The organism is Fibrobacter sp. UWR4, assembly GCF_003149045.1.
In the GTDB taxonomy this organism is placed as follows: domain Bacteria; phylum Fibrobacterota; class Fibrobacteria; order Fibrobacterales; family Fibrobacteraceae; genus Fibrobacter.
Genome location: NZ_QGDU01000014.1, coordinates 1 through 23,725 on the forward strand (window position 1 = coordinate 1; position 23,725 = coordinate 23,725).

21 protein-coding genes are annotated in these 23,725 nt (G+C 48.4%); 7 read left to right on the top strand and 14 right to left on the bottom strand.

Annotation, left to right across the window (positions count from 1 at the left end; translation table 11 throughout):
- Positions 1–104 precede the first annotated feature (104 nt).
- Positions 105–917: a hypothetical protein gene (locus tag BGX12_RS07170; RefSeq protein ID WP_109735405.1), complete on the bottom strand. Its 813-nt coding sequence runs from the start codon at positions 915–917 to the stop codon at positions 105–107.
- 276 nt (positions 918–1,193) lie between these two features.
- Here BGX12_RS07170 and BGX12_RS07175 point away from each other — a divergent pair, with 276 nt between their 5' ends.
- The gene (locus BGX12_RS07175) at positions 1,194–1,799 is read left to right on the top strand and encodes a type IV toxin-antitoxin system AbiEi family antitoxin domain-containing protein (protein WP_109735406.1); all 606 of its coding nucleotides are present in this window, start codon (positions 1,194–1,196) and stop codon (positions 1,797–1,799) included.
- Positions 1,792–2,688 carry a nucleotidyl transferase AbiEii/AbiGii toxin family protein gene (locus tag BGX12_RS07180; RefSeq protein WP_109735407.1) on the top strand — a complete coding sequence of 299 codons (897 nt, stop codon included), beginning with the start codon at positions 1,792–1,794 and terminating at the stop codon, positions 2,686–2,688. The genes BGX12_RS07175 and BGX12_RS07180 overlap by 8 nt, the downstream gene beginning before the upstream one ends.
- Before the next feature lie 78 nt (positions 2,689–2,766).
- Here BGX12_RS07180 and BGX12_RS07185 read toward each other — a convergent pair whose 3' ends face one another.
- The 5 genes from BGX12_RS07185 to BGX12_RS07210 form a co-directional block, all read right to left on the bottom strand.
- Positions 2,767–3,534: a class I tRNA ligase family protein gene (locus BGX12_RS07185; RefSeq protein WP_233246299.1), complete on the bottom strand. Its 768-nt coding sequence runs from the start codon at positions 3,532–3,534 to the stop codon at positions 2,767–2,769.
- Positions 3,535–3,744: 210 nt separating this feature from the next.
- On the bottom strand, positions 3,745–5,790 hold the full coding sequence (locus BGX12_RS07195; RefSeq protein WP_109735409.1) for a hypothetical protein: 2,046 nt from the start codon (positions 5,788–5,790) through the stop codon (positions 3,745–3,747).
- Between the two features lie 644 nt (positions 5,791–6,434).
- Positions 6,435–7,229 (bottom strand): DUF3800 domain-containing protein, encoded by a 795-nt coding sequence (locus tag BGX12_RS07200; RefSeq protein WP_146196281.1) that lies wholly within the window; start codon positions 7,227–7,229, stop codon positions 6,435–6,437.
- 285 nt (positions 7,230–7,514) lie between these two features.
- Positions 7,515–10,202, bottom strand: coding sequence for a leucine--tRNA ligase (gene leuS, locus BGX12_RS07205; RefSeq protein WP_109735411.1), 2,688 nt, complete (start codon positions 10,200–10,202; stop codon positions 7,515–7,517).
- Positions 10,203–10,371: 169 nt separating this feature from the next.
- Entirely contained in the window at positions 10,372–10,935 is a 564-nt protein-coding gene (locus BGX12_RS07210; RefSeq protein WP_146196282.1) for a hypothetical protein, read from the bottom strand.
- Between the two features lie 85 nt (positions 10,936–11,020).
- Between BGX12_RS07210 and BGX12_RS07215 the strand changes: the two genes are divergently transcribed.
- Both BGX12_RS07215 and BGX12_RS07220 read left to right on the top strand, forming a co-directional pair.
- Positions 11,021–11,971, top strand: coding sequence for an outer membrane beta-barrel protein (locus tag BGX12_RS07215; RefSeq protein ID WP_109735413.1), 951 nt, complete (start codon positions 11,021–11,023; stop codon positions 11,969–11,971).
- A 148-nt stretch (positions 11,972–12,119) separates the two neighbouring features.
- Entirely contained in the window at positions 12,120–12,932 is an 813-nt protein-coding gene (locus BGX12_RS07220) for an outer membrane beta-barrel protein (protein WP_109735414.1), read from the top strand.
- A gap of 90 nt (positions 12,933–13,022) precedes the next feature.
- Here the strand turns inward: BGX12_RS07220 and BGX12_RS07225 are convergent, their stop codons facing one another.
- The 8 genes from BGX12_RS07225 to BGX12_RS07260 are packed head-to-tail and all read right to left on the bottom strand — an operon-like array spanning position 13,023 to position 22,062.
- Positions 13,023–16,037, bottom strand: coding sequence for a spermidine synthase (locus tag BGX12_RS07225; protein WP_109735415.1), 3,015 nt, complete (start codon positions 16,035–16,037; stop codon positions 13,023–13,025).
- Positions 16,038–16,083: 46 nt separating this feature from the next.
- On the bottom strand, positions 16,084–16,560 hold the full coding sequence (locus tag BGX12_RS07230; protein ID WP_199220738.1) for a P-II family nitrogen regulator: 477 nt from the start codon (positions 16,558–16,560) through the stop codon (positions 16,084–16,086).
- Positions 16,557–16,976: a hypothetical protein gene (locus tag BGX12_RS07235; RefSeq protein WP_109735416.1), complete on the bottom strand. Its 420-nt coding sequence runs from the start codon at positions 16,974–16,976 to the stop codon at positions 16,557–16,559. The genes BGX12_RS07230 and BGX12_RS07235 overlap by 4 nt, the downstream gene beginning before the upstream one ends.
- 8 nt (positions 16,977–16,984) lie before the next feature.
- Positions 16,985–18,517, bottom strand: a complete 1,533-nt coding sequence (locus BGX12_RS07240; RefSeq protein WP_109735417.1) for a DUF1538 domain-containing protein — start codon at positions 18,515–18,517, stop codon at positions 16,985–16,987.
- An 18-nt stretch (positions 18,518–18,535) separates the two neighbouring features.
- A complete protein-coding gene (locus BGX12_RS07245; protein ID WP_109735418.1) occupies positions 18,536–19,156 on the bottom strand; it encodes an ABC-type transport auxiliary lipoprotein family protein in 621 nt (206 codons plus the stop codon).
- A gap of 2 nt (positions 19,157–19,158) precedes the next feature.
- Positions 19,159–20,190 carry an MlaD family protein gene (locus BGX12_RS07250; RefSeq protein ID WP_109735419.1) on the bottom strand — a complete coding sequence of 344 codons (1,032 nt, stop codon included), beginning with the start codon at positions 20,188–20,190 and terminating at the stop codon, positions 19,159–19,161.
- A 14-nt stretch (positions 20,191–20,204) separates the two neighbouring features.
- Positions 20,205–20,987 (bottom strand): ABC transporter ATP-binding protein, encoded by a 783-nt coding sequence (locus BGX12_RS07255; RefSeq protein ID WP_109735420.1) that lies wholly within the window; start codon positions 20,985–20,987, stop codon positions 20,205–20,207.
- Positions 20,988–20,994: 7 nt separating this feature from the next.
- Positions 20,995–22,062, bottom strand: coding sequence for an ABC transporter permease (locus tag BGX12_RS07260; RefSeq protein WP_109735421.1), 1,068 nt, complete (start codon positions 22,060–22,062; stop codon positions 20,995–20,997).
- Between the two features lie 83 nt (positions 22,063–22,145).
- Between BGX12_RS07260 and BGX12_RS07265 the strand changes: the two genes are divergently transcribed.
- Genes BGX12_RS07265 through BGX12_RS07275 form a run of 3 tightly spaced genes read left to right on the top strand, consistent with a single transcriptional unit; the run spans position 22,146 to position 23,645 of the window.
- Entirely contained in the window at positions 22,146–22,724 is a 579-nt protein-coding gene (locus BGX12_RS07265; protein ID WP_109735477.1) for an RNA polymerase sigma factor, read from the top strand.
- Positions 22,708–23,070, top strand: a complete 363-nt coding sequence (locus BGX12_RS07270) for a hypothetical protein (RefSeq protein ID WP_109735422.1) — start codon at positions 22,708–22,710, stop codon at positions 23,068–23,070. Before BGX12_RS07265 ends, BGX12_RS07270 begins: the two co-directional genes overlap by 17 nt.
- Positions 23,070–23,645 carry a Spy/CpxP family protein refolding chaperone gene (locus BGX12_RS07275; RefSeq protein ID WP_109735423.1) on the top strand — a complete coding sequence of 192 codons (576 nt, stop codon included), beginning with the start codon at positions 23,070–23,072 and terminating at the stop codon, positions 23,643–23,645. Before BGX12_RS07270 ends, BGX12_RS07275 begins: the two co-directional genes overlap by 1 nt.
- The last annotated feature ends 80 nt before the right edge of the window (positions 23,646–23,725 follow it).

Here is a 23,725-nt window from a genome sequence, read left to right on the forward strand (position 1 = left end):
TCTCGGTTAAGTCTCATCGCTTGTCCTTTTCTTGGTCGAAAACGCAAGTTAGAAACCTAACCATCCCTAGAATTCACTTTCTAGGGATTTTTTTTGTTTTCAGCCTAGATCGGATTTACTTGACGATGAGAATCCGCGGGATTTATAAACGACGAATGATTTTTCTCACGAGCCTTTTTCTGTAAAGGCAAAGCAATCAGATTTCCCAAACCACCCTTCGGCATAAAGTCTTGATTCGGGAAGAATCTATCAAAGGAATTCATTCCGATTTGCGGACGCAAATCAAGGGCCTTCGTCATCAGAGCAGAACCAAGCTCCCGAGCAAGTTTCGCAGGAATGCATTCGTCAAAGAAAAACCATACATGCCCGCCGCAGCCAGAGCGGGAGCGTTCCAATGACGCAAATACATTTTCCGCCTTGCAAGCAGACATAAACGCTCTGGCATCATCCAGCCAATTGCCATCATCAAAATCCACCGCAAGGAATTTACAGGAGTCATCTTCTAAAAGAGGATATATCCCCGCAACAAAAGGACGCGAGCCATTCCAGCAAGGTTCCTCACCTCTCAGGTGATTTTCGATTACTGTTGCAGTCATCGGCAAAAAACATCGACTTGAACAATCTCCGCATTTTACCTTTGGCTTGTTGCAGACTCCCGGCACCCATTCGTTCTTACATACCGGCTGATAGCCAGACTTCCCCGTTTTGGCACTTTCAAAACGCCTTGCATAGACATCTGAACGCCCTTGAAAAAGCGACTGATACAACTTCACCTTTTCCACGACAGGAGAAAACTTATCAACAACAGCAACAGACCGTTTTAGTAAAGCTATCTGCTCGTCAATTTCCTGCAAACGTTTTAGCAGGGCTGATTTTTCAGCTTCAAGATTGGAAAGGAGGTCAGTCAACTCTTGCATCGGTAAAATCTAAATTTTTACCGATGGTTTAAAATTTCGGGTTATTGCCAAACAAGGTCTTTTTCTCATAAAAAAAGTAAGAAAAAGACCTAATTAACATTACAAAACAGGTCTTTTTCTAGGCAAAAACACAAGAAAAAGACCCACAATTCTTCAATTTAAACAAAAAACATACAAATTTCTACGGCACATTTATAAATATGCCGTAGATTTTTACATACAATAAACAACACACAAACATTTGCATTTGTGTATCAATTATTGTATATTTAGACCATGTCCAAAATCATGGTAGCACACGATATTGTAGCCTCATACGACGGCATTGTCAGAACATCCGACTTCAACGAAAACGGAATCCGCAATGACGAGCTGTCTAGATTCTGCACTAGCGGAAAACTTTACAGAGTTCGCAAAGGCGTGTACAGTGCCGTTCCGACGAACGAAATAGCAGAAGAACGGTTGCTTGCAGAACTCTTGCCCGATGCGGTCATCTGCATGGAATCGGCACTCTACTATTACGGCTATAGCGACCACGCCCCCACGGAATGGACAATTTCCGTGCCTAGGTCATTTTCACGTTCCAGACTTAAAATTGAAGGACTTTTTCTAAAACCACGATATGTGCAAGAAGAACTTTTCAACATTGGACTAAGTACAGAAAACTTCAACGGGTTCGAACTAAAAATTTACGATCGAGAACGATGCATCTGCGACTGCTTCAAGTACCGCAACAAAATAGACAGCGAGCTATTCAACAAGGCCTTGAACGCCTACGCAAGCGACCCTCAAAAGAATCTAATGAAGCTTCTGGATTACGCCCGAAAAATGCGAGTACAAAAGAAAGTTAGAGAAATTATGGAGGTTCTGCTCAATGGCTGATCGCGCAGCATCGGTACTTGCCAAAATACGAAATAAATCCAAGGAAATGGGCTGGAACAGCATGCAAAGCCTTCAGCTATTTTGCCAGGAAGAATTCATCCGTAGAATCAACCTTTCAAAATACAAAGATGCATTTATTTTGAAAGGCGGCCTGCTCATTTACGCGCTTTCAAATTTTGGAAGCAGAACAACCCGAGACGCAGATTTTCTCGTTGAGAACCTCTCAAATTCTCCGGAAAGAATGCGCGAAATCATTCACGAGATAATAAATACGGAATCAGAGAATGACTTTGTAACTTTCGAATTGGCAAATCTAAAAGAGATTGCCAAAGAAAAGAAATATACTGGGGTTTCTGCATTTCTCATAGCAAAAATCAAAAACACCCGTACGGGGATAAACATTGATTTTGGATTTGGAGACACAATCATTCCAAAGCCGAAAACAGCAAACTTTCCTGTTCAAGTCGAAGGGTTTTCATGCCCTCAAATAAAAGTTTACCCCGTAGAAACAATCATCGCAGAAAAAGTTGACGCCATCCTTGACCGAATGGAACTTTCCAGTCGAATGAAGGACTATTTTGACATTCACTTCATTCTTCAAAATTTTGATTTTGATGGTGCAACATTGAAAACCGCCATTGCAAGGACCTTCGAAAATCGACTACGCAATTACGATATGAATCGTTTTCAGAAAGTCCTTCAATTTCACAACGATCAATCTATGGGAACCAAGTGGAAAGCTTTTCTGAGAAAAGCAAAATTGTCCGAGATTCCATTTCAAGATGTTATCGCATCTTTGCAGAAATTTCTTGAATTGCCAATACAAGCATGCTTCAACAATAAAGACTTTTCGCGAAAATGGAAGAGTAAAGAACAGAAATGGATTTAACAAAAAACGCCCTGAAGCGTTGAACTTCAGGGCGTTTCTAAAGGAGATCCCCGCTTTCGCGGGGATGACGTCCATTAGTTATTTAACAACGATATTCACCAGCTTACCCGGCACGGCAATAACCTTAACCACGGTCTTGCCGTTGGTAAACTCTTGAACTCGTTCGTTAGCCATGGCGAGGGCTTCCAAGGCAGCCTTGTCCATGTCCTTGGCGACATTTGCCTTGGCGCGGAGCTTGCCGTTCACCTGGAACACGACTTCGACGGTGTTTTCCACAGCCTTGCTTGCGTCGGCTTCAGGCCATGCCACGTTGGTGAGGGATCCGACCTGACCCAGGATGCTCCACATTTCTTCGGCGATGTGGGGTGCAAAGGGCTGCAGGAGCTTTACGAAGGTTTCGCAAGGTTCGCGGTAGCGCTTGTCCATCTTCATCATTTCGTTGTTGAAGATCATCAGCTGGCTGATAGCGGTGTTGAAGCTCATGTTTTCAATGTCGCTTGTGACCTTGATGATGGACTGGTGCATAATCTTCTGGATTTCTTCCGGAGCGGCTTCGTCAACGAAGACGGGAGCTGCATCGTCGTCGCCTACCACAGAACGCCATGCACGGCCCAGGAAGCGGTTCATACCTTCGATGCCCTTGGTCTGCCAAGGCTTCACGGCATCCAGAGGACCCATGAACATTTCGTACAAACGAAGGCTGTCTGCGCCGTAGTCGCGAACCACGTCGTCCGGGTTCACAACGTTCTTCAGGGACTTACTCATCTTGGCAACAATCTGCTTCAGTTCGATGTCGGTACCCTTCTTGAAGACTGGCGCAAGCGCCATCTGCTTCGGCTCGACCATGTCCGTGAACAAGTTCCCGGCCGCGGCACTCGCCTTAGGCAGCTGTGCCGTTCTTTTCTTCCACTTCGTCGGTAAAAAAATTGGGCGTTCCCCGGCTCCCGAGAACCAAACAACGAAACCGCCGCCGGGTCGGGCTATACTCGCTTCGCTCACCGAGCCTAAAGTCTCGGCCCATACGGGTAACTATCCCTAACGCGAAATCATCAACATTTATTTTTTTATTGAACAACCAAACTGTTTTCCCATTGCTCCAATGAAAAAAACGCCGGATTCATTAGAACCAAAACTTCTTCGAAATTCTAAAGCAAAACCTTGGAAAAATTGTACAACCTCCATTACATTTTCTTTATCTCCTGCCCAATCAGGTCTATGAAATGCTTTCCAAGGGACATCGATAACAGTCAATGCAATTGACGCAGGAATTACAGCAAAGACATCATTAACATATTCAGAATCATTTGCGGAATGTAATGTCAATGAAAAGGGCGTAGAAGATGCGTAAGCAAGACATATTCCCTCCCATTCCGATACATCAATTTGTTCGTACTCTCTTCCCGGCCCCAAAGAAATCCAGGGATCAGCAACAGATGAGTCTAACTCGTAAGTTAATCTAATCCCGTTCTCTTGAGAAATAGCTTTTTCCGAAATTATTTCTACAACCTTTCCATTCTCATTAAAAAAATTAGATTTAAATCCTCTATCATTGGAAGGTATAGGAGTATACCAATCACCCCAATACCCTTCATAGGGACCCATCCACAGATTATCACTCCCATCCCAAAGATTTCCAGAATATCCTTCCGTTATAACAAGGTCATTTAATGTAGGAGCATCTATTTTCCCACCTTTACAAACATAAAGCTTTCCACTAACTTCACCAACTTTTACCTCGCCGTCATTTTCGCAATCAATTGTCAATTCATCATACAATTTAACATCAATTTTTTCCCATCCACTAGACTTGCACTGCATAGGCGTCCGCAATTCACCATCCACTCCTTTTTCCATCACGCTAACTGCATTCAAATTTTTATTTGAACATGATCCTAATAATTGCTCAACTGCAGCAGCGGATCTCCATTTCTCATTCTCACAAACATAAAATTGACCATTATTTCTGCTAAGTTCATTCTTATTTTCAACTATTTCAGCATCTCGTTCAGCAGAACACAATCCGATCTCGTATGCCTTAGTCCAGTACCCTTCAACTATAGTTTCAAAATCAGCAACGGAAGTAAATAGTTTCCAGTTCATAATATTTTCTCTTACAGAAGTCAAATCATAAAGAGCTATTCCATCCGCAATATCCATCTTTATTTGTTCATCATTCAAGACGCCGTCTTCTCTGATATCAAATGCTATTTTTGATATTCGTTCTGAAAAAGAAGACTCCATATCAGTTCCTAAAGTCAATACTGAAACCGCCAACAACGCCGCATCATCCTGAGTTGTTCCTCCAATAGAAAGATCCTCTGCAGACAATTCTGTTGCAGCTTCTATATCAAAAATCGACAAGACTTCCTTTTCTGCTTGAACCTTGGCTTCTTCAAAAGACTTCCCTTGCTTTTTCACCAGGAATAGAATTCGTTCATACTCCATATGAGTCAAAACATTGACGTTGATCGTATTTCTATTCGTCAAATCCGATATTGCATACAACTGTATTCTAGACAGAGACTTTTTCCCACTCACTTCGTTGTTGAAAAATCCATCGGCAATAATTGTCACATATTGCGAAGATAGATCCTTCGCATTAATTTCAAACTCACCTTTATCATTTTCCAATTTTACGAAAAAGGAATTCTTTGTTTGCTCGAAGGAGGAACTATCCATTTCATATAGTGTAACAGTTGTTCCTGTTAAAAACGGACCTTTTTGAGAAACACCTGAAATTTTTTTAGAAATCGTTTGTACCTTGGAAGGTCCCACACCAGAACTTGATATACTGGAGTCATACACACTTGAACAAGATTTCAAGGTTTCTTGAACGCTGGAAGACGACTCCGGCATTTCCGTCAGAAGCCATTTCCCATTGTGACATTTATAGAAGCTAGAATCAGCCTCATAAAATTCAACTTTTCCTTCTCTAGAATCCGTACACTTACCGAGACCTTCAGTTAGATCTCCTATAACAGAATCACCTAAATTTGCAGATTGAGGATCATTCTCGGAACAGGAAATCATTGTAGGTACAGCCATTAAAGCAATCAACAGTCCGAATAAAAACAAGGACCTGTTCTTGTTAACAAAATTCATGGTTTTATCTCCTTTTTAAGCGTTGTCCCATTTTACATCACTAAGGGGAGCAAAGATTACCAGTTCATCATCAAATGATCTCAAAAATTTACTGAAATCATGCACGACAATCTCCATCATCCACACCTATGGAGTTCCACCCTCATCCCACAAAAACCGCGTCAATTTTAGAGAATACAAAAAGGGCGCAGATCGTCGCATTTACCTGTGTGAGGCTCTCGACAGCCTATAGACGATAAACGCAAACGACCCACGCCCCGAAAGGGCTGTTGCTTTTGGCCACAAACAACCAAAGACCGGTCTAAGGACCGGTACAGCAAACCGAGACACACCAAAAACGGCATGCCTGCGTGAGCGTTCACCTTATTCTCGTCTATGGAAATTGTCGAGATTTCACACAGAGAACAAGAGCAAAACTCTCTATTAATGTCTATGTAAAATTAACTTAAAAATGGGAAGTCTGTGCAACCGGGCCATGAAAAATCCTAGTTTACAACCCTTAGAAGCGGCGAAAAGTGATTTCACGTCCAAATTTGACATTCCAATTTGGAAGAATCTTGACTAAATACCTAAAATTAGGTATATTCGTCGTAGAGTCCTTGGTTGGTGAAAGTCGGCTCCATGCCGTGCGTTTCTTTGGAAACCTAGCCGCTGATGGGACTCCAATTTTTTTGCTCTAACGGTTTCTTCTCCGTATAGAAGGTCCCATAAAACTGGTTCGATTGCACGTCAAAGATGTCATGGACCAGTTTTATTTTTTCCCTGATAAAATTAAAATAACGGAAATCATTTTTCTCGTATACTCTGAATACGGTCCAAAGTACGTAGTCTATAACCTGGAGCAATGGCAAATGAGAAGGCTGCTGTAGAAATACACGGATTTTTCCGTTATTTTCCTTTCCCCATTTTTGCTGAAATTTGGCGATAGCATCGTTCAAGGCTTCAGTCATGTTATTAACGCTAACGACGTTACCCATTTCCGAAAAATAGATATCAATTTCACTGTAAAGGTGCAAACGATTTTTCAATAGTTCCGCAACAAGAAACTTGTACAGTTTTTTGTCGCTCATGTTAAATTTGCGACGAAAAACAGATTCATTTTTACGAGCAACAATGATGTACGCTTCAAAGTCCGATTTTTTCAGCAGTTTAAAAACTTTCTCCTTGACTTCGGCACAATCCTTGTTAGCATGAAATCCATTCTTTAGATTCCGCATTGAGGGAACCGCTTGGAGATATTCGTCTTCCATCAATTCCTTGCGTAATTTTTCCAAGTCAACAAGCAACTGATGTGGGTTAGATATTTCCACATAGCCAACAGAAAACGTTTTACTTACGGAGCCTTCTTGCAAGAGATTCTTGCCATGATGCCCAAGAATTCTAGGATCACCAGACTCGTCAAAGTAATAGTACATTTTCTGTGGTAACGCTTCTTTCACTACAACCCCTAATGTTTTTTAGAAAGATCACCACGCAATATATAATTTGAAAGACAATCAAGCAAGCAATTGCAATAAAGCCGGGGCGTTGCGGGCGCGGCGTATGAGCGCCCACCTTGGTGGCCATACGCACTAAGCAACAAGTTGCTAAGTGCTGTCCGCCCGCAGTGGGGGTAGCGGAAGCCCCCTGGGTGGGGGCATAGAAAAAGCCCGCCGAAGCGGGCTTGATTATAAGGGCGGGAGGGCTGAAGCGAGGGGGATTCCTCCCCCACCTCAACCGAACCTTTACTTCACCACGATATTCACCAGCTTACCCGGCACGGCAATGACCTTCACGACGGTCTTGCCAGCAGTAAACTCCTGAACGCGTTCGTTAGCCATGGCGAGAGCTTCCAAAGCAGCCTTGTCCATGTCCTTGGCGACATTTGCCTTGGCGCGGAGCTTGCCGTTCACCTGGAACACGACTTCAACGGTGTTTTCCACAGCCTTGCTTGCGTCAGCTTCAGGCCATGCCACGTTGGTGAGGGATCCTTCGTGACCGAGAATGCTCCACATTTCTTCGGCGATGTGGGGTGCGAAGGGCTGCAGGAGCTTTACGAAGGTTTCGCAAGGTTCGCGGTAGCGCTTGTCCATCTTCATCATTTCGTTGTTGAAGATCATCAGCTGGCTGATAGCGGTATTGAAGCTCATGTTTTCAATGTCGCTTGTGACCTTGATGATGGACTGGTGCATAATCTTCTGGATTTCTTCCGGAGCGGCTTCGTCAACGAAGACGGGAGCTGCATCGTCGTCACCCACCACAGAACGCCATGCGCGGCCCAGGAAGCGGTTCATGCCTTCGATGCCCTTGGTCTGCCAAGGCTTCACGGCATCCAGAGGACCCATGAACATTTCGTACAAACGAAGGCTGTCTGCACCGTAGTCGCGAACCACGTCGTCCGGGTTCACAACGTTCTTCAGGGACTTACTCATCTTGGCAACGATCTGCTTCAGTTCGATGTCGGTACCCTTCTTGAAGAACTTGCCGTTCTTTTCTTCCACTTCGTCGGTGGGAACCTTGGAGCCGGCTGCGTCTTCGTAAGCGAAGGCAAGAATCATGCCCTGGTTAAAGAGCTTCTGGAAGGGTTCGTCGGTAGAGACGAGGCCCAGGTCGAAGAGGACCTTGTGCCAGAAACGGCTGTACAGCAAGTGGAGCACAGCGTGTTCTGCACCGCCCACATAAAGGTCGACAGGCATCCAGTACTTTTCGAGTTCCTTGGCCAGGAATGCGTCGCCGTTGCAGGCGTCGATATAGCGGAGGTAGTACCAGCAGGAACCAGCCCACTGCGGCATGGTGTTGGTTTCGCGAACACCCTTACGGCCGTTAGCGTCAACCACGTTCAGCCATTCAGTTGCGTTGGCCAGCGGAGACTGACCGCCGTCACCCGGCTTGTAGTCCTGCAAGTCCGGCAGCTGCACGGGGAGTTCTGCATCGTCGACGGTAGAGATTTCGCCATCTTCCCAGTGGATAATCGGGAACGGTTCGCCCCAGTAACGCTGACGGCTGAAGAGCCAGTCACGGAGCTTGTAGTTCACGGTAGCCTTACCGATCTTGTTGGCTTCCAGCCATTCGATCACCTTAGCCTTGCCAGCTTCCTTGTTGAGGCCGTTGAGGCAGAGGGTGTCATTCTGGCTGTTGATGTAGGTGCCGTCGGCAGCCCAGCATGCTTCGCCAGCGAGAACCTGGGGCTTCACGTCTTCCGGGCAGGATGCGTCCGGTTCCATGATGCAGATAACAGGCAGGTTGAACTTCTTTGCAAATTCGAAGTCACGAGTGTCGTGGGCGGGCACTGCCATAATAGCGCCGGTGCCGTAGCCAGTCAAAACGTAGTCAGCCACCCAAACCGGAATCTTGGTGCCGGTCAGCGGGTTGATGGCGTAGGAGCCAGAGAACACGCCGGTCTTTTCCTTGGCCAGTTCGGTACGGTCCAGGTCGCTCTTGAGGGCGGCGGCGTGAACGTAGGCTTCCACAGCTTCCTTCTGTTCCGGAGTAGTGAGGGTCGGAACCAGCTTGTGTTCAGGAGCCACCACCATGTAGGTTGCGCCAAACAGGGTATCGCAACGGGTGGTATAGACGCGGAGCTTGTTTTCGGTGGGCTTGCCGTTTGCATCAGCGATTGCGAAATCCACTTCTGCACCCTGGCTCTTGCCGATCCAGTTCTTCTGCATGTCCTTCACACCCTGGGGCCAGTCAAGCTTATCGAGGCCCTTCAGCAAGCGGTCGCCATAATGCGGAATGCGCATGAGCCACTGCTTCAGGTTACGGCGTTCCACTTCCTTGGTGCCGCACTTTTCGTGAGAACCGTCGTTCAAAACTTCTTCGTTAGCGCAAACAATCTTGCAGTGCTTGCACCACCAGACCTGAGCGTCGGCATAGTAAGCGAGACGCTTGGAGTCCTTGAACTTGCGAACTTCTGCTGCACCCTGAGCCTGAACGTCGGCGGGAATGGGCAGTTCTTCAATGGGGCGGCCCTTCTGCTGTTCATCATCGAACCAGGTGCCGTAAAGGCGCTTGAAGATCCACTGGGTCCACTTGTAATACTTCGGGTCGGTGGTGTTCACTTCCTTTTCCCAGTCGTAGGAGAGGCCAAGGCGCTGGATCTGACGGCGGAAATTATCGCAGTTCTTCTTGGTGGTGATTGCCGGATGGGTACCGGTCTGAATAGCGTACTGTTCTGCAGGCAGACCGAAGGCGTCCCAACCCATGGGGTGCAAAACGTTAAAGCCCTTGCTGCGCTTGTAGCGGCAAATGATATCCGTTGCGGTGTAACCTTCGGGGTGACCAACGTGAAGGCCCGCGCCACTGGGATACGGGAACATGTCCAGGCAGTAGAACTTGGGCTTGGACTGATCGGTGCCAGTCTTGAAGGTCTGATGTTCAGCCCAGTAAGCCTGCCACTTGGTTTCAATTTCTTGCGGATTATACTTTGCCATTTTTAAGATACCTCTTGCGAATCGTCCTGAAAACAAGATCCTTCGACTTCATGCCTACGGCATTTCGCTCAGGATGACACGCGGGATAAATTTTACGGCGAAAAGATAGAAAAAAGGAATCCCGCCTAGCAGGACTCCCTTTTTTGAAAGCACATAAACCACTCTGTTGTTATTCTTCCTTGCATTCGCCATTAGCAGCAAGTTGGCAAACGGGTTCCCATTCTCCCGCTTCTGTGTAAACATACATTACGTTAACACCTGGAATTCCAAGGGTGCCTTCTGTGCCCGACGATACATAAACAACGCAGGTATCCCCCACCTTCGTATCTTCCTTGGTGCACTGTTCACTTACACTGGGGCCAGCAGGTTTTCCCGTTTCCTTCCACACGCCGTCATTGCAAATAAAATAATAGTCCGTATGAAATCGGCCGCTATAAACAGTAAAAGTATCCACCACACCTTCGTTTTCTGCAGTACAGGATTCTACAGGATCACGATATTCAGACGGTTGCCATGTTCCATCTGTACAGCGGTAATACTCATCTGTCCCCCCAACCTTATCGCTCTTAACAGTTTTATAGCTACCCTCTTCACCACATTTTTCCGTGGTTTGGGGAAGGTCATTTGACGCAGAAGATGACGAATCGTCACCACAGGCGGCAAGTGAGAAAACTGCCCCAGCAACAAAAGTTGCACAGGCCATATAATTCAAAAGACTGCGTAATCCTCGCATAATTCCTCCTAAATTTTCATGCAGTTAATATACAAAGCAACCATTTCACACACCACCTTTTACGAAAAAAAGTTATAATTCAAGTATGATGAACCGCAAAACCTCTTGCACAGCACTTTCCGTTCTAACCCTATCCCTTTTGGGGGCAACCGACCGCACTTTTGCCCAAGGGGTTTTTGAAGGTTCCGGTGAAGAGGAAACCTCTTCTAATTGTGTGGGAGATGGTTGCGGCATAGATTTTCCTGCGCCGCAGGATGAAACGCAAGTAACGGAAACAAGCGATGGTTCCGAGACCGTTTCTGAAGAAGCACAAGCAGACGATCAAAAAATTGCAAGCGATTCCACCCAGCAGGCCCAGGATAGCGCAGCCGTCGCCCATCTGGATGACGAAGAAGATGCCCGCGAATATTTCGTGGAATCCTCCAGCGAGTACAAGGCTCGTAAGGAAGGTTTCTCCCGCCGTATCCAATTCGGCGTTCGCGTAGGCGGTGGCATCAACCTGCCCTTCGGGGATAATGACGGCTGGAATCTCGGTTTCGGATTTGGTGGGGGCATCGCCGCAAGACTGCCCCTTACCAGTGGAGGCCTTGGGGTCGCCGCTGGATTGGAATTTGGTTACCGCCAATTCCATTACGAAGGCAAGACGGAATTCAGCAAGGACGAAGCAACCGTCAGCCAAATGCTTTTTGAAATTCCGGTCACCTTGCAGTACGCCTTCGACGATGAAGGATTCTTCTTTGGCGTAGGTGGCGATATCCAGCTCAAAATGCAAGGCGAATCCGACTTCACGCAAAAGATCGACACCGACCAGGTCCACGCCAAGGACAAACGTCACAACACACTACCCACTACAGGTGTGGAAGCTGGTGCAACAGCCATCCTGGGTTTCGCCTTTACCAGCTGGTGCCAGATGGATGTTCGCGGAACATTCAACTTCACGAACTTGCTGGACCAGGACGTCATTGCCGAATCCAGCCTGATGGATACCGCTCTCCACATGCTCCACTTGAACGCAGGCTTTACGATTCTTCTCTAAAATAGGAGCGATTTGTTCCGTTTTTTTCGAAATTCGTTAACTTATGCGAATATTTTCGCATAAGTAAACTTTTTTTTAGGGGCGTTTTCATACCGATTAAAATATCTTTAGGTTCGAGTGTGTTCTAACCTTTTTTTATTATTTCGTCATGAAATTTTTTAAACTGCCTATTTTAGCTCCCGTCGTCCTGGCTTTGTCCCTAAACGCCTTTGCTCAGGATGATGATGGAGAATGGGTCTCCGCCGAAAGCGCACCGGAAGCAACCGAATCTGCTCCGGCTTACGACGGCTCCACCGATAGCGAATTCGCAAACGATGAAGAGTACGCCAGCGCATACGCCCGTTATAAGTCCGAAACCACCAAGAAATCCGATATTAACCGTCAGCGTAACGAAGGCTTCTCCCGTACGGTGATGCTCGGCGTTCGTGCACAGGGCGGTATCAACACCTTCTATGGCGATGGTTCTGACGGCTGGGGCATGGGTTTCCAGGGCGGAGCAGGTCTTATGCTCAAGATGAACCTGGGTATCAAAAACCTGAGCCTAGTTCCCGAACTGACTTTCAACTACCGTCGCTACAATTTCGAAAAGGATATGGGCGTTTACACGAACGAATCCCAGATCGACATCTACATGTTCGAAATTCCCCTGATGGTGCGCTACACCTTCGAAGACTACAACCTCTTTGCAGGCCTGGGCGTGAATTTGGGACTTAAGCTGAAGGGAACATCTGAATTCAGCAGCAGTGGCGGCACCCGTTACAACACCGTGGCAACCTCCGGTATGGAAGTTGGCGGCGCTCTGGACCTGGGTTACATGCTGACCCGTTTCGTCCATATTAACCTTCGCTTTGTCGCTTGCTTCACTAGCCTGCTGAACGACGCCCTGGTTGCAGAAGAGCTCTTCTACGAATCCAAGCTGAACACACTCTACACCACCTTCGGCGTCAGCTTCTTGTTCTAAAAAAAAACATAAACAATTTGAAAATAGCCCGCAGCTCAAACTGCGGGCTAATTTTTTTTGCTTATAAAGTCGAGAAGGAGCTTGTGTTATTTACAGGCTGCGGAGTTTCTGGAGTTCGCGCTTGATGAGTCTGCGTTCCACCCCAAAGAAGCTTTCATTTCCTTCGATGGCATCCTTATAGACGGCCATTGTCAGCTCCGGTTCATTGGCTAGGAGCGACAGCACGATGCAGTTTCTCAGGAACAGTTCGTCCATTGCCCGCATTTCGTAGCTATCGTAGAACTTGGCAATATGGATGGCAGCCTGAGCATAATCCTTGGCGCGGGCGGCTTCCATAATGTTGAACTCATCACGGAAGGAGGCGGGCAATCTGTTTTTCTGAACCAGCTCACGAACCTTCATGTATACTGTATTGGTATCGCGAGCTTCCAGCGGAATTCTGCGGATCCATTCCACATATTCATCACGGAACTTCTGGAACTCAGCCGACTTTTCAAGTTCCTGCAGGTAGGCGCTTTCAACTTCTCCTGTGGTATCCGCAGAGTCAGTTCCTGCAACCACAGCGGAATCCGCCTTGGCGGAATCTGCCACCACGTTTTCAGGAACTCGGGCGGAACCATCCTGCGAAATCTTCTCAGATTCCTTCAGCAGGTATTCCGCATAGTTCAACAGGCCTCGGGCCACAAAGGGATCGGCACCCTGCTTCAGCATGGCATCCACGCGGGCGGCACGGCGGGGCTCGTTATCCTTGGGGTCAAGGTACTGTTGCCAGCAGACTTCACAGGAGTCGAACATCTGGACAATGTGAGCCTCGGAGTGAGTGAAGCGGGCTTCCTCGGCGCGGTTATCCACCATGGGGACAAATACGCTATTGGGCTCCACACCATCCAGCAAGGCGGAGACCATCTTGTTGGTGAACAGGAAGTTTCGTTCACCGAAGAATTCAGGCTCGCGGTGAATGCGATTGAATTCGTTCACCAGGGCAGTATCCGTACTGAAGCGTCCAATGCCCTTCTGGAAAACGGGCTGGTCGCTGGCGATCATGATAATGTCCGGTTCATCGGTAGACTTATAGAGGCTGACATAGGGGAAGTTCTTGTCCATAGCCTTCAGGATATTCAGGAACATCAGGTCATTAAATTCGTAGGTCTGAATCCACTGTACCCAAAGTCCGCCCGGCTTCATGTAGCGGCGCATCTTGGCATAGAATTCATCAGCGAAGAGGCCTGCCACACCGCTCACCCAGGGATTAGACGGCACGCTAATAATCATGTCGTACTGACGGCGATTGGTGTGGAAGAAGGTAGTGGCGTCATCAATAAAGATGTGAATGCGGGGATCGTCGTAACCGCGGTTGTTCCAGGGATAGAAACCCTTGGCCAAGTCCATCATGGCCTCTTCAATTTCCACGCAGTCGAAATCCTTCAACAGCGGGTCAGAAAGCAAGTAATGGGCGCCCATACCGCTACCAAAGCCCACCATGGCGGCATCATAAGGCTTGTCCATCACAGCCATAGGCATGAAGGCAGTTGCAGCCTGAGTCAGTTCATCGCTTGAAATAGGAGCCTCGCGATCCTTGCTCATGCTGGCGTCAGCCTTACCATTAGTCTTCACATAGAAATGCACAGGAGATTCATGGAAGCTGATGGTTGCGGTCTTTCCATCGATGACACGAATCTTTTCATCCGGATGCAAGTTCTTGTATGCACGGAAAGCGCCGGAGGTAATGAGGGAGGGATCGAACTTCACAAAGATCGCAGGCAGCACCATCATGGCGGCCACCACATAGAACATGACGCTACGGCGCCAGCGCTTGCGATAAACGGCAATCAGGATGAAGCCAATGGCAAAATCCAGAATAGCCGCAAGAACCAAGGCGCCCTTCAGCTGGAGGAGCGGCAACAGCAAAAGGCCACCGCCGGCGGAACCGATAATGGAGCCAAGCGTATTCCAGCCATACACCTTACCGATGGGAGCTTCGCTCTTGAAAGCGCGGGTAAGAATCAAGGTAATCAGCGGAAGCGTCATGCCAGCAAAGAAGCTGGTGGGCACCATCCACAACAGGGACAGAGCGTACTTAAACAGGCTCCAGCAAACGTATCCATCTGTCGTAGGATTGAAAATCTGGTTGGCCTCGTTCATCATGGCCCAGAAAGGCTGATGGAAGTACAGCGTACAGAGCGCAAAGAACGCCATGAAAATCTGAGCCAAAGAAAGGACAATGAGGGAGTCCTTCTTCAAAAGCTTACCACTGCAGGCGCTACCCAATGCAAGACCCAGAATAAATGCGGAAAGCATCTGGTCGAAGCTATGGCTGGAAGAACCCATCAGGAGGGACAATAGACGAGTCCAGACAATTTCGTACACGAAAGAAGTCAAGCCCGTAATGGCAGCAATCCAGAGCCAAGTATTCTTGTGGGGCATGGGCAAGTTATGCTTTGCCACATAATCTTCGTTAGGATCTTCTTCGTCTTCACTTTCTGCGGTATGAACGGGAGAAGTGGTAAGGCCAATAAAACTAAAGATAGCAGCCAGCAGGAAGTTAATACCCGCAGCAACACAAAGCGTAGCGTGGTTACCCACGTTAGGAATCAGCAGGTAGCTTGTTGCCAGAATACCGATGGCAGAACCCAAGCTATTGGTGAAGTAAAGCATGGGAAGCGAAACTTCCGCACCGCTCTTGCGCATGAGACCCGCAGCAATGAAGGGGAACGTCATACCCACCGCAATGGCAATGGGAAGCGTGGAACCTGTGGCCAGAAGCACCTTCACGATTTCTGCCCCACGGGAACTTAAGCCTGCGGTAAACTCGGAAGTGAAGAATATTCCCGTCAGGAGATTGTACAGCGGGTGGTACGCCACACCGCCAATACCGATGGCAAGTTCCACCAGGCCGTAACCCAAGAGCGGACGCTTCGTCTTTGTGACCAGCTTGCCAGCCACAAAGCTACCGATGGCAAGGCCACCCATGTAAATGCAGAGGGTCAGCACCTGACCATAGCTGGAATGACCCAGGAAAAGCTTAAGATAACGTGCCCAGGAGCCTTCGTAAATCAGGCCTGCAAAACCAGACAACGCAAATAGAAAATAAATGAGAATATTCATGGCGTAAATTTATACAAATTATGCCACGATAGATGCAAACAAATGTTTAAGCGTCGTCTTTCTTATCGGACTTCTCAGACCGTACAATGGACGCCATTTTCTGCGTGAGGCGAGCCGCAATGGACGTAGCCTCATCCTTGTCTTCAGACTTTTCAGCAGCGGCCTTCTCTGCGGCGGCGGCCTTGGCGGCAGCGATCGCTTCGGGTTTCCAAGGGGTGAGACCCACAACGTTATCTACCGGCAGGGAGAAAGCTATGCCCTGGCCCATGGTATCGAGGCCCGCTTTCTGATAGAGGGCGTGGAGAACATCATCCTTGATCTTTGAATCCACCAGAATCATGACTATTTCCTTTTCCGGCTGGATTGCGATCTGGAACAGGGATTCCGCTTCCTTATTGGCCGTACCACGGGCATTGAGGATCGTACCACCACGGGCCCCCGCTTCCTTGGCGGCGTCCATGACAGCATCCGAAAAACCGGCGTTCACAATACAGAAAATTACTTCGTGCTTGAATCCGTTCATTTTTCATTTCCCCGAACCGCACCGCGGTTATCGCTTAAAAAATTAAAGATAGACTTTCCGATGACGCTTGCCATGGGGATGGTATATGCAATCCCCTTGCCACCCACGATGGTGTTGAACTTTTCTTCCAGGCTTTCCAGGGCCGCCTTCAGCTGTTCTTCGCCAATGATGCTGAAAATAACGGCACGGTCAGAATCCGTAAGACCCATGGCGGAAGCGATTTCACGGGGAGCAGTTCCCTTACCGTAAATTACCATCTGCATATTCACGCCAAAGGACTGAATATGGTCCATGTAGAAGTCCGCCTTAGTACGGCTTACCACCGTTATCAGGACCTTCAGCTTGTTCATGGACACATGGGAATGTCCATCCTTTGCAGGGGCAGTTCTTCGTATGTACTTTCTAAAATCAGCCATAGTCCACCCTACATAAAGTCAATAATCTGTTCGTCATCGGCATCCTGGATGCGGCGCATCATCAGACGGTTACGAACCATTCTGGAAACAACAGCCTTAAAGCCCAAAACCTGGATCGTAATCAGCGGAGTCATGGCCACCATGGCCACAATGCCAAAAGCATAATTCAAGACTGAATCCCCTCCACCGTGAATACTGGCGCAAGCACCAATGGCAAGAGGCAAGATAAAGCTGGAGGTCAAGGGACCGCTTGCCACGCCACCGGAGTCAAAGGCGATAGCTGTATAAAGTTTCGGTACAAAAAGGGACAAAGCCAGAGAAATGAAATATCCCGGAATCAGGTAGTAGATAATGGGGAACCCCATCTGGATTCGGATCATGGAAAGACCAATGGAAATGCCTACACCAACGGACAAGGCAATCAACATGGAGCGCTTGGTCACAAGACCGTCTGTAATTTCTTCGACCTGCTTGTTCAAAACGTGTACAGCAGGTTCTGCAAGCACCACTACCATGCCAATGACAAATCCCGCAATCACCAGTGCCTTGGGAAGCTGGGCTAGCTGCTGACCTAATTCAAAACCGATAGGCATAAAGCCCACAGTCACTGCGGTCAGGAAAATCACAAGACCTACAAAAGTATAGGCAATGCCAAAAGTGATTTGGGTAAGCTTAGCCTTGGAAAGTTTAAGAACCGTAATCTGCAAGATGGTAAAGAAGATGATGATTAGGCCAAGAGCCACAATCACTTCCTTGGCAACACCCATAATGGTAGGCAGAAAATGTTCACCTAGGCTTGCATCAATAGAATAGGCGCTTTCGCTCAGTTCATAGGTAAGATCGCCTTGGGAAAACAAGATTAGACCCATCAACGCAATAATAGGACCGATGGAACAAAGGGCAATCAGACCGAAACTGTTTTCGTTGGAATTCTTACCGCCAATGGCACCGGCCACGCCCACGCCCAACGCCATAATGAAAGGCACGGTAATAGGGCCCGTGGTAACGCCACCGCTATCAAATGCCAGCGGGACAAAAACATCCTTCTCCATGGAAACCATCAGCATGCCCAACATAAAGAGCGTCATGTAGAAGAAGGTGATCATGGCAGAAAGATCGTAACGGAATACTACCTTGAGAATTGCAAAAAGCAAGAAAAGACCTACACCCACTCCAATGGTTCCGATCAGCATCGTGGGAGTCACCGCATTTTTCACCTGTTCCGCCAAGACGGACAAATCAGGCTCCGCGATGGTGATCAGCACGCCCATAATAAAGCAGATGGACACCAGCAAAAGCAAGCGTTTGGACTTGGCAAGACCAGAACCCACATGCTCTCCCATGGGAGTCATGGCCAGATCCGCACCCAGATTAAAAAGACCGATACCCACCACCAGGAAGATGGCACTGACGCCAAAGACCAAAAGTTCCTTCGGGGTAAGGGAAACTAGGGGCGTAAAGGATACCAGCATGACAATCAGTGTTATAGGCAACACCGATTCGAAGGATTCCTTAAGTTTTCCTAGTAAAATCTTGAACATGTCCTAAACTATATAGCTTTATTCTTTTGACTGCGATACGGTTTCCAGAATTTTTTGGATTTCCTGGAGAGCTGTATTGGTATAATTTTCTAGCAACTGGGAAATGGCTGTTGCGAATTCACGCATGTCATCACCATCATAGGATTTCCTGGAATCAAAACGTTTGCTCCAAAGATCACCATCACTTTCGGCCTTACGGAAGGAAATGTTCATGGCCAGATGAGCCTCGCGGCCCTTGTCCCCGTCAATTTCCTCTACGGCAATGACATGAAGGGAAAGTTCATAGTCGGGCTTTGCCGTAGGGGTATTTTCTACATACTGGAACAAGCCCACCTGTTCGACGCGGAGGCTTACCGCCTGTTCTATCAAGTACTCCGGACGGGTTGCCCAGCTGGAATAGTTATAGAACATGAAATCGTAAGGGGACTCACGATAGACAATGTTGTTCCTGCGATAAGCCGGATCGATGGTTGCTTTCTTCACGAGAAGGCGAACAGGATAGGTTTTGTCCACAGAGGCGCCTGCAGAAGGCAGCACCACCGTATAGTAGCGTGTGGGCTTCTGGGAGCCGAAACAACCCGACAAGGCAAAGGCGACAGCCACAATGGCGCATACTGCAAAAAGTTTCTTAAACTTCATTTTTAGTCCCTCCCATTATCGCCAGCACCACGAATGAGGCTAGACGGATTGTTCTTGACCTTTTGACTAAATTCGTTCAGGTTATCCATGATTTCGTTCATCTGGTTAATGACCTCGGAAACCGCATTCTGATTCTTATAGACAAACAGGTCGATACGCTTGGACATTTCCTGAACAGAATGCAAGGTTTTTACTAGATCGTCATTCATCTGCTTGGTATCCAGTGCGGCAAGTTTCGCCTGGACATCGTCCAAGGTCTTCTTCAGCTCTTCTACCAGATGGGCATCCTTCATTTCGTTAGACACCGTCTTGAAAGACTGGGTAATAGAATCCAGATTCTGAATGGGTGTTTCCAGAGATTTCAGGAGGACGCGGCCATCCCCAATGAGCAGGCTACCATTCTCCACCATACGGTTGCTGTTGTTGACCAGCGCATTGCTGTTGACCACAAGGGCATTGCCGTTTTCCACCAGTTTTTTGCCGCCAGCGGATGCACTTTCCAGATTTGAAAGGGTACGACTGATCTTGCCTGCATTTTCAGAAGAAAGAATGTTATTCAGGTTGTTGATCAGGATTTCCACTCGTTCAATCATGCTTTCCGCCTGGCCCGTAATTTCGTTAATGCGGTTCTTGCCCACCCGCACCTGGGAGCCATCGGGAAGATTCTGCTCCATGGCTTCACCACCAGAGAGAATCAGGTAGCGGTTACCCGTCAGGGAAATTCCGCTGGTCATCTGCACGGTGGTTCCCCGCTTCACAGGAGTCTCGGGATTGACTTCAAACCACACCACCACCTTTTCCAGGTTCATGGGGTCAATCTGGGTCTTGGTCACGCGACCTACGTCAATACCATTCAACATCACGCGGGCATCCAGAGACAAGCCCTGCACCGATTCAGAAAATACAGCAAAGTAGGATATCTTCTGCTCACGGACCTTTTCCCCAATAAGGTAACCCGCAAAGCCGAGAATGCCCACTATGCACAGTAGCAGGAATATTCCCAGTCTTATTCGTTCAGCTCTAGTAGTTTCCATAACTTTCCAGCCTTCTAATCCACAAAGTCAAAATCATAGTAGCGAGTGCCAGCAAATTCGTCGGGGCACTTGCGGTCAAAGAAAGTACGGATATCAGGTATATCCGATTCCAGCCCCTGCTTTAGGGTTCCATCCAACAGCACCTCCCCCTCTTTCAGGAAGATGAACTTATCGCAGATGGTCTTAATACTCTCAAGCTCATGTGTCACGATGACCACAGAAATCTTCAAGTCATCCCGCAAAGTCAAAAGCAGTTCATCCAGGGAACGGGCCGTAATGGGGTCCAGGCCAGCAGAGGGTTCGTCGCAGAACAGCAGCTCCGGCTCCAACGCCAGGGCCCTCGCCAGAGCGGCACGCTTTTTCATACCGCCCGAAAGTTCCGAGGGATACTTGTTGAACGCATGCATCATGTGGACCTTCTCCAGTCGGTCCGCAATGATCTCGTCCATCATCCTCTTCGGAAGTCCGGGCATGTGCCTACGCAATGGAAGCGCCACGTTTTCCGCCACCGTAAGGCTTGTGAGCAGGGCTCCCCCCTGGAAAAGAACACCCGTGCGCTTGCGGACTTCGTCAGGAATCAGCTTTGTGGCCGCATATTCCTGCCCAAAGAAGGAAATGCTTCCGCCCAGGGGACGTTCCAGCTGGAGAATGTTGTTCAGCAGCGTGGACTTACCGCAACCGGAACCACCGAGAATCACGCGGATTTCGCCAGCATCCACCCCGAAGCTTACATCCTTCAGGACCACACGGGATCCGTAGCCCGCCTTCAAATGTTCCACTTTCAGTACCTGGGTCATATTGCCTCTAATAGAATACGAAAGAGAACATGGCGTCGGCAAGAATAATGCCCGCGATGGAATAAACGACACAGACCGTGGTTGCCTTACCTACGGCATCCGCGCCGCCACTGGCCTTAAAGCCCCTGTGGCAGGCAATGAGAGTCACAATCCAGCCAAAGACCATGGACTTGATGACACTCTTGAAAAGAAGGACCAAAGGCATGCTGGTGCGCAAGCCATCCCAATAATTATGGGGAGAAATTTCACAGAACCAGAATGCCACCAGGAATCCAGCGAAGCACCCGATAATACTTGCCATAAAGGACAAAAGAGGCACCGCAATGGTCATGGCCTTGAATCGAGGAACAATCAGGTACTGGATAGGATTAATGCCCATAGTCCGCAGGGCCTTGATTTCTTCGGCAACATTCATGCTGGCGATTTCTGCAGTAATGGAGCTGCCGGAACGTCCCGCCAGAATGATCGAGGTCAGCAGGGGGCCAAGTTCCGCAAACATCAGGAACCCGACGCCAACAGAAAGATATTCCCCTGCGCCAAAAGTGTTCAGCTGGGATGCGCTCTGGAGGGAAAGGGTAAAACCGATGAGAAAAACCAGCAGGAACACAATTCCCGCAGCCTCGCTCCCCAGGCGCAACAACTGCTTGGAAACGCCACCGAAAGGAAGCCTGTGCTTATCGAACCTGCCCACAAAAGTCCAGTAGATACATTCACTCAGCAGGTAAAAAAGAGTCTTCAGGGTTCCAAGAATTTCATAACCACCAGCCCCCAGCGTTTCAAGAAAGCTCCTGGAGGCTTTTACCTCCGGCTTGGGAATGTCAATTCTTCGGATTTTGGCGATTTCCGCCTGAATTTCCCGGGAAAAGTGACTGAGACGCAGCTTTTTTCCCAGAAGTTCCGCTTCGGCGGCAACAGCGGCAAAAAAAGCCTTTCCTTCCAGATTCAAGTTCAAAAATTCGGAACCGTCCAATTCCAGATTCGACTTTTTCAATATTCGCACACAACGAGACACCCAAGAACGGCAATCCTTAGGTTCAAATTCAGCCGGAAGTGTCAATGAGACTCTATCGTCCACGTCCTAAAAGGTAGCAAAACATTTACATTTTAAGGCAACCGTTTAGTTTCCGTGCTCATCTAAAGGGTATAATGAGTTTGAATATGGTCGAATCCACAATCGTCAAAAAGCTGAAGGACGGCAGTCGCGAAGCCCTGGCCCTGCTCTGGCAGGATCATAGCAAGAACGTGCTGAATCTGGCCTTCCGCCTGATGAAGGATCGGGACCAGGCCGAAGATATGCTGATGGACGTTTTCGTTCAGGTTCCCAGGGCCATCCAGAGTTTCCAGGGAAACTCCACTCTCGGAACCTGGCTTTACAGGCTTACGGTAAACGCCTGCCTCATGAAACTTCGGGCAACCAAGCGCCACGGCGAGCTGGAAGAAGAACATATTGACTTGATTATCGAGGACGCCCTCGGAAAAACAGATGACGTACTCGATAGAAACATCCAGAATTCCGCAGATCACTATGACCCTGAACTTCTGGAACTAGGGCTGAACAGCCTGCCTGCAGAAACCCGCAGCATGCTCTGGCTCAAGGATGGCGAAGATTTGGACATCAGGGACCTTTCGGAAATCTACCGCATTCCCGAAGGCACCATCAAGGCAAGACTCAGCCGAGCCCGCCACTACATCAAGGACTTCATCAAGGAGCGTATCTGCCATGCAAAACAAGCTTGATTTTTCTGGTATGGAACGGCTCACCCCTAGGGCCGACTCCTGGGATAAAGTCTGCGCCCGCCTGGACGCGGAATCCCGCAATGCAGCAAGCGAAAAGCCCGCCCGCAACAACATCATTCCTTTCCGCATTCTGAGCGCCATCCCGCTGGCAGCAAGCCTTGTCCTGATCGGGCTCAGCGTGCTCATGACCGCATTTTCAAATTCGTCCGACGAAATCTCCATCAATAGCGTTACCTCGACGGAAGTTTCCAACTGGTACGGCAACCTGGGCAACACCGAAGAAGATGACTTCTATACCCTGGACGAAAACGTAACCCTCAGCTATTTCTATAAGGAGTCCAAATAATGAAAGGTTCTGTAAAGCTGTTCATCGCAAGCCTAATCGTGCTTGCCGCATCCATCGGGTTCTTTGCGGGATCCCTATGTTTCAAGCAGTGCCCCAAGGCCCCTATGGTGAAGGAAGGCATGATGCCTCCACCGCCTCCTGGATTCAACGGCCAGCTGCCTCCGGGTTTTGAAGGCAAGGGCCCTCACGGTCCTAAAGGTCCCCACGCCATGAAGGGTCACGGTCCCAAGGGACCTAACCCCGAGATGATGGATTCCCTCCTGCAGATTACCCCGGAGCAGAAGGCTGCCCTGGAAAAGAACCGCGCCGAACAGGATTCCGTCAACAAGGAACTTCGCAAGAGCAAGTTTGAAGCGGAAAAATCCCTTGGCGAAGCCCTGGATTCCGAAAACGCAGAGGCAATTGAAGCGGCTAAGGCAAAAGTGATGGAAGCCCAGAAGGCGCTCCTTGACCATCGCGTCAACGCCATGGCTGCACTGAACAAGATTCTGACCAAGGAACAGCGTGAAAAGTTCCGCCAGTTCCACAAGGACCGCAAGGGTCCCAGAGGTCCCATGCCCAAGCAGGAATTCTAATCAAAGTTTTCCTTGATAAACCACAAAAGACCCCGGCGAAAGCCGGGGCCTTTTCTGTATGGGAGTACTTTTAGAGAGAG

Bases quoted from the DNA above. Each gene is read 5' to 3' on its own strand.
- BGX12_RS07170 (WP_109735405.1), bottom strand. From the start codon at position 917: ATGCAAGAGTTGACTGACCTCCTTTCCAATCTTGAAGCTGAAAAATCA.
- BGX12_RS07175 (WP_109735406.1), top strand. From the start codon at position 1,194: ATGTCCAAAATCATGGTAGCACACGATATTGTAGCCTCATACGACGGC.
- BGX12_RS07180 (WP_109735407.1), top strand. From the start codon at position 1,792: ATGGCTGATCGCGCAGCATCGGTACTTGCCAAAATACGAAATAAATCC.
- BGX12_RS07185 (WP_233246299.1), bottom strand. From the start codon at position 3,534: ATGGTCGAGCCGAAGCAGATGGCGCTTGCGCCAGTCTTCAAGAAGGGT.
- BGX12_RS07195 (WP_109735409.1), bottom strand. From the start codon at position 5,790: ATGAATTTTGTTAACAAGAACAGGTCCTTGTTTTTATTCGGACTGTTG.
- leuS (WP_109735411.1), bottom strand. From the start codon at position 10,202: ATGGCAAAGTATAATCCGCAAGAAATTGAAACCAAGTGGCAGGCTTAC.
- BGX12_RS07210 (WP_146196282.1), bottom strand. From the start codon at position 10,935: ATGCGAGGATTACGCAGTCTTTTGAATTATATGGCCTGTGCAACTTTT.
- BGX12_RS07215 (WP_109735413.1), top strand. From the start codon at position 11,021: ATGATGAACCGCAAAACCTCTTGCACAGCACTTTCCGTTCTAACCCTA.
- BGX12_RS07220 (WP_109735414.1), top strand. From the start codon at position 12,120: ATGAAATTTTTTAAACTGCCTATTTTAGCTCCCGTCGTCCTGGCTTTG.
- BGX12_RS07225 (WP_109735415.1), bottom strand. From the start codon at position 16,037: ATGAATATTCTCATTTATTTTCTATTTGCGTTGTCTGGTTTTGCAGGC.
- BGX12_RS07230 (WP_199220738.1), bottom strand. From the start codon at position 16,560: ATGAACGGATTCAAGCACGAAGTAATTTTCTGTATTGTGAACGCCGGT.
- BGX12_RS07235 (WP_109735416.1), bottom strand. From the start codon at position 16,976: ATGGCTGATTTTAGAAAGTACATACGAAGAACTGCCCCTGCAAAGGAT.
- BGX12_RS07240 (WP_109735417.1), bottom strand. From the start codon at position 18,517: ATGTTCAAGATTTTACTAGGAAAACTTAAGGAATCCTTCGAATCGGTG.
- BGX12_RS07245 (WP_109735418.1), bottom strand. From the start codon at position 19,156: ATGAAGTTTAAGAAACTTTTTGCAGTATGCGCCATTGTGGCTGTCGCC.
- BGX12_RS07250 (WP_109735419.1), bottom strand. From the start codon at position 20,190: ATGGAAACTACTAGAGCTGAACGAATAAGACTGGGAATATTCCTGCTA.
- BGX12_RS07255 (WP_109735420.1), bottom strand. From the start codon at position 20,987: ATGACCCAGGTACTGAAAGTGGAACATTTGAAGGCGGGCTACGGATCC.
- BGX12_RS07265 (WP_109735477.1), top strand. From the start codon at position 22,146: ATGGTCGAATCCACAATCGTCAAAAAGCTGAAGGACGGCAGTCGCGAA.
- BGX12_RS07270 (WP_109735422.1), top strand. From the start codon at position 22,708: ATGCAAAACAAGCTTGATTTTTCTGGTATGGAACGGCTCACCCCTAGG.
- BGX12_RS07275 (WP_109735423.1), top strand. From the start codon at position 23,070: ATGAAAGGTTCTGTAAAGCTGTTCATCGCAAGCCTAATCGTGCTTGCC.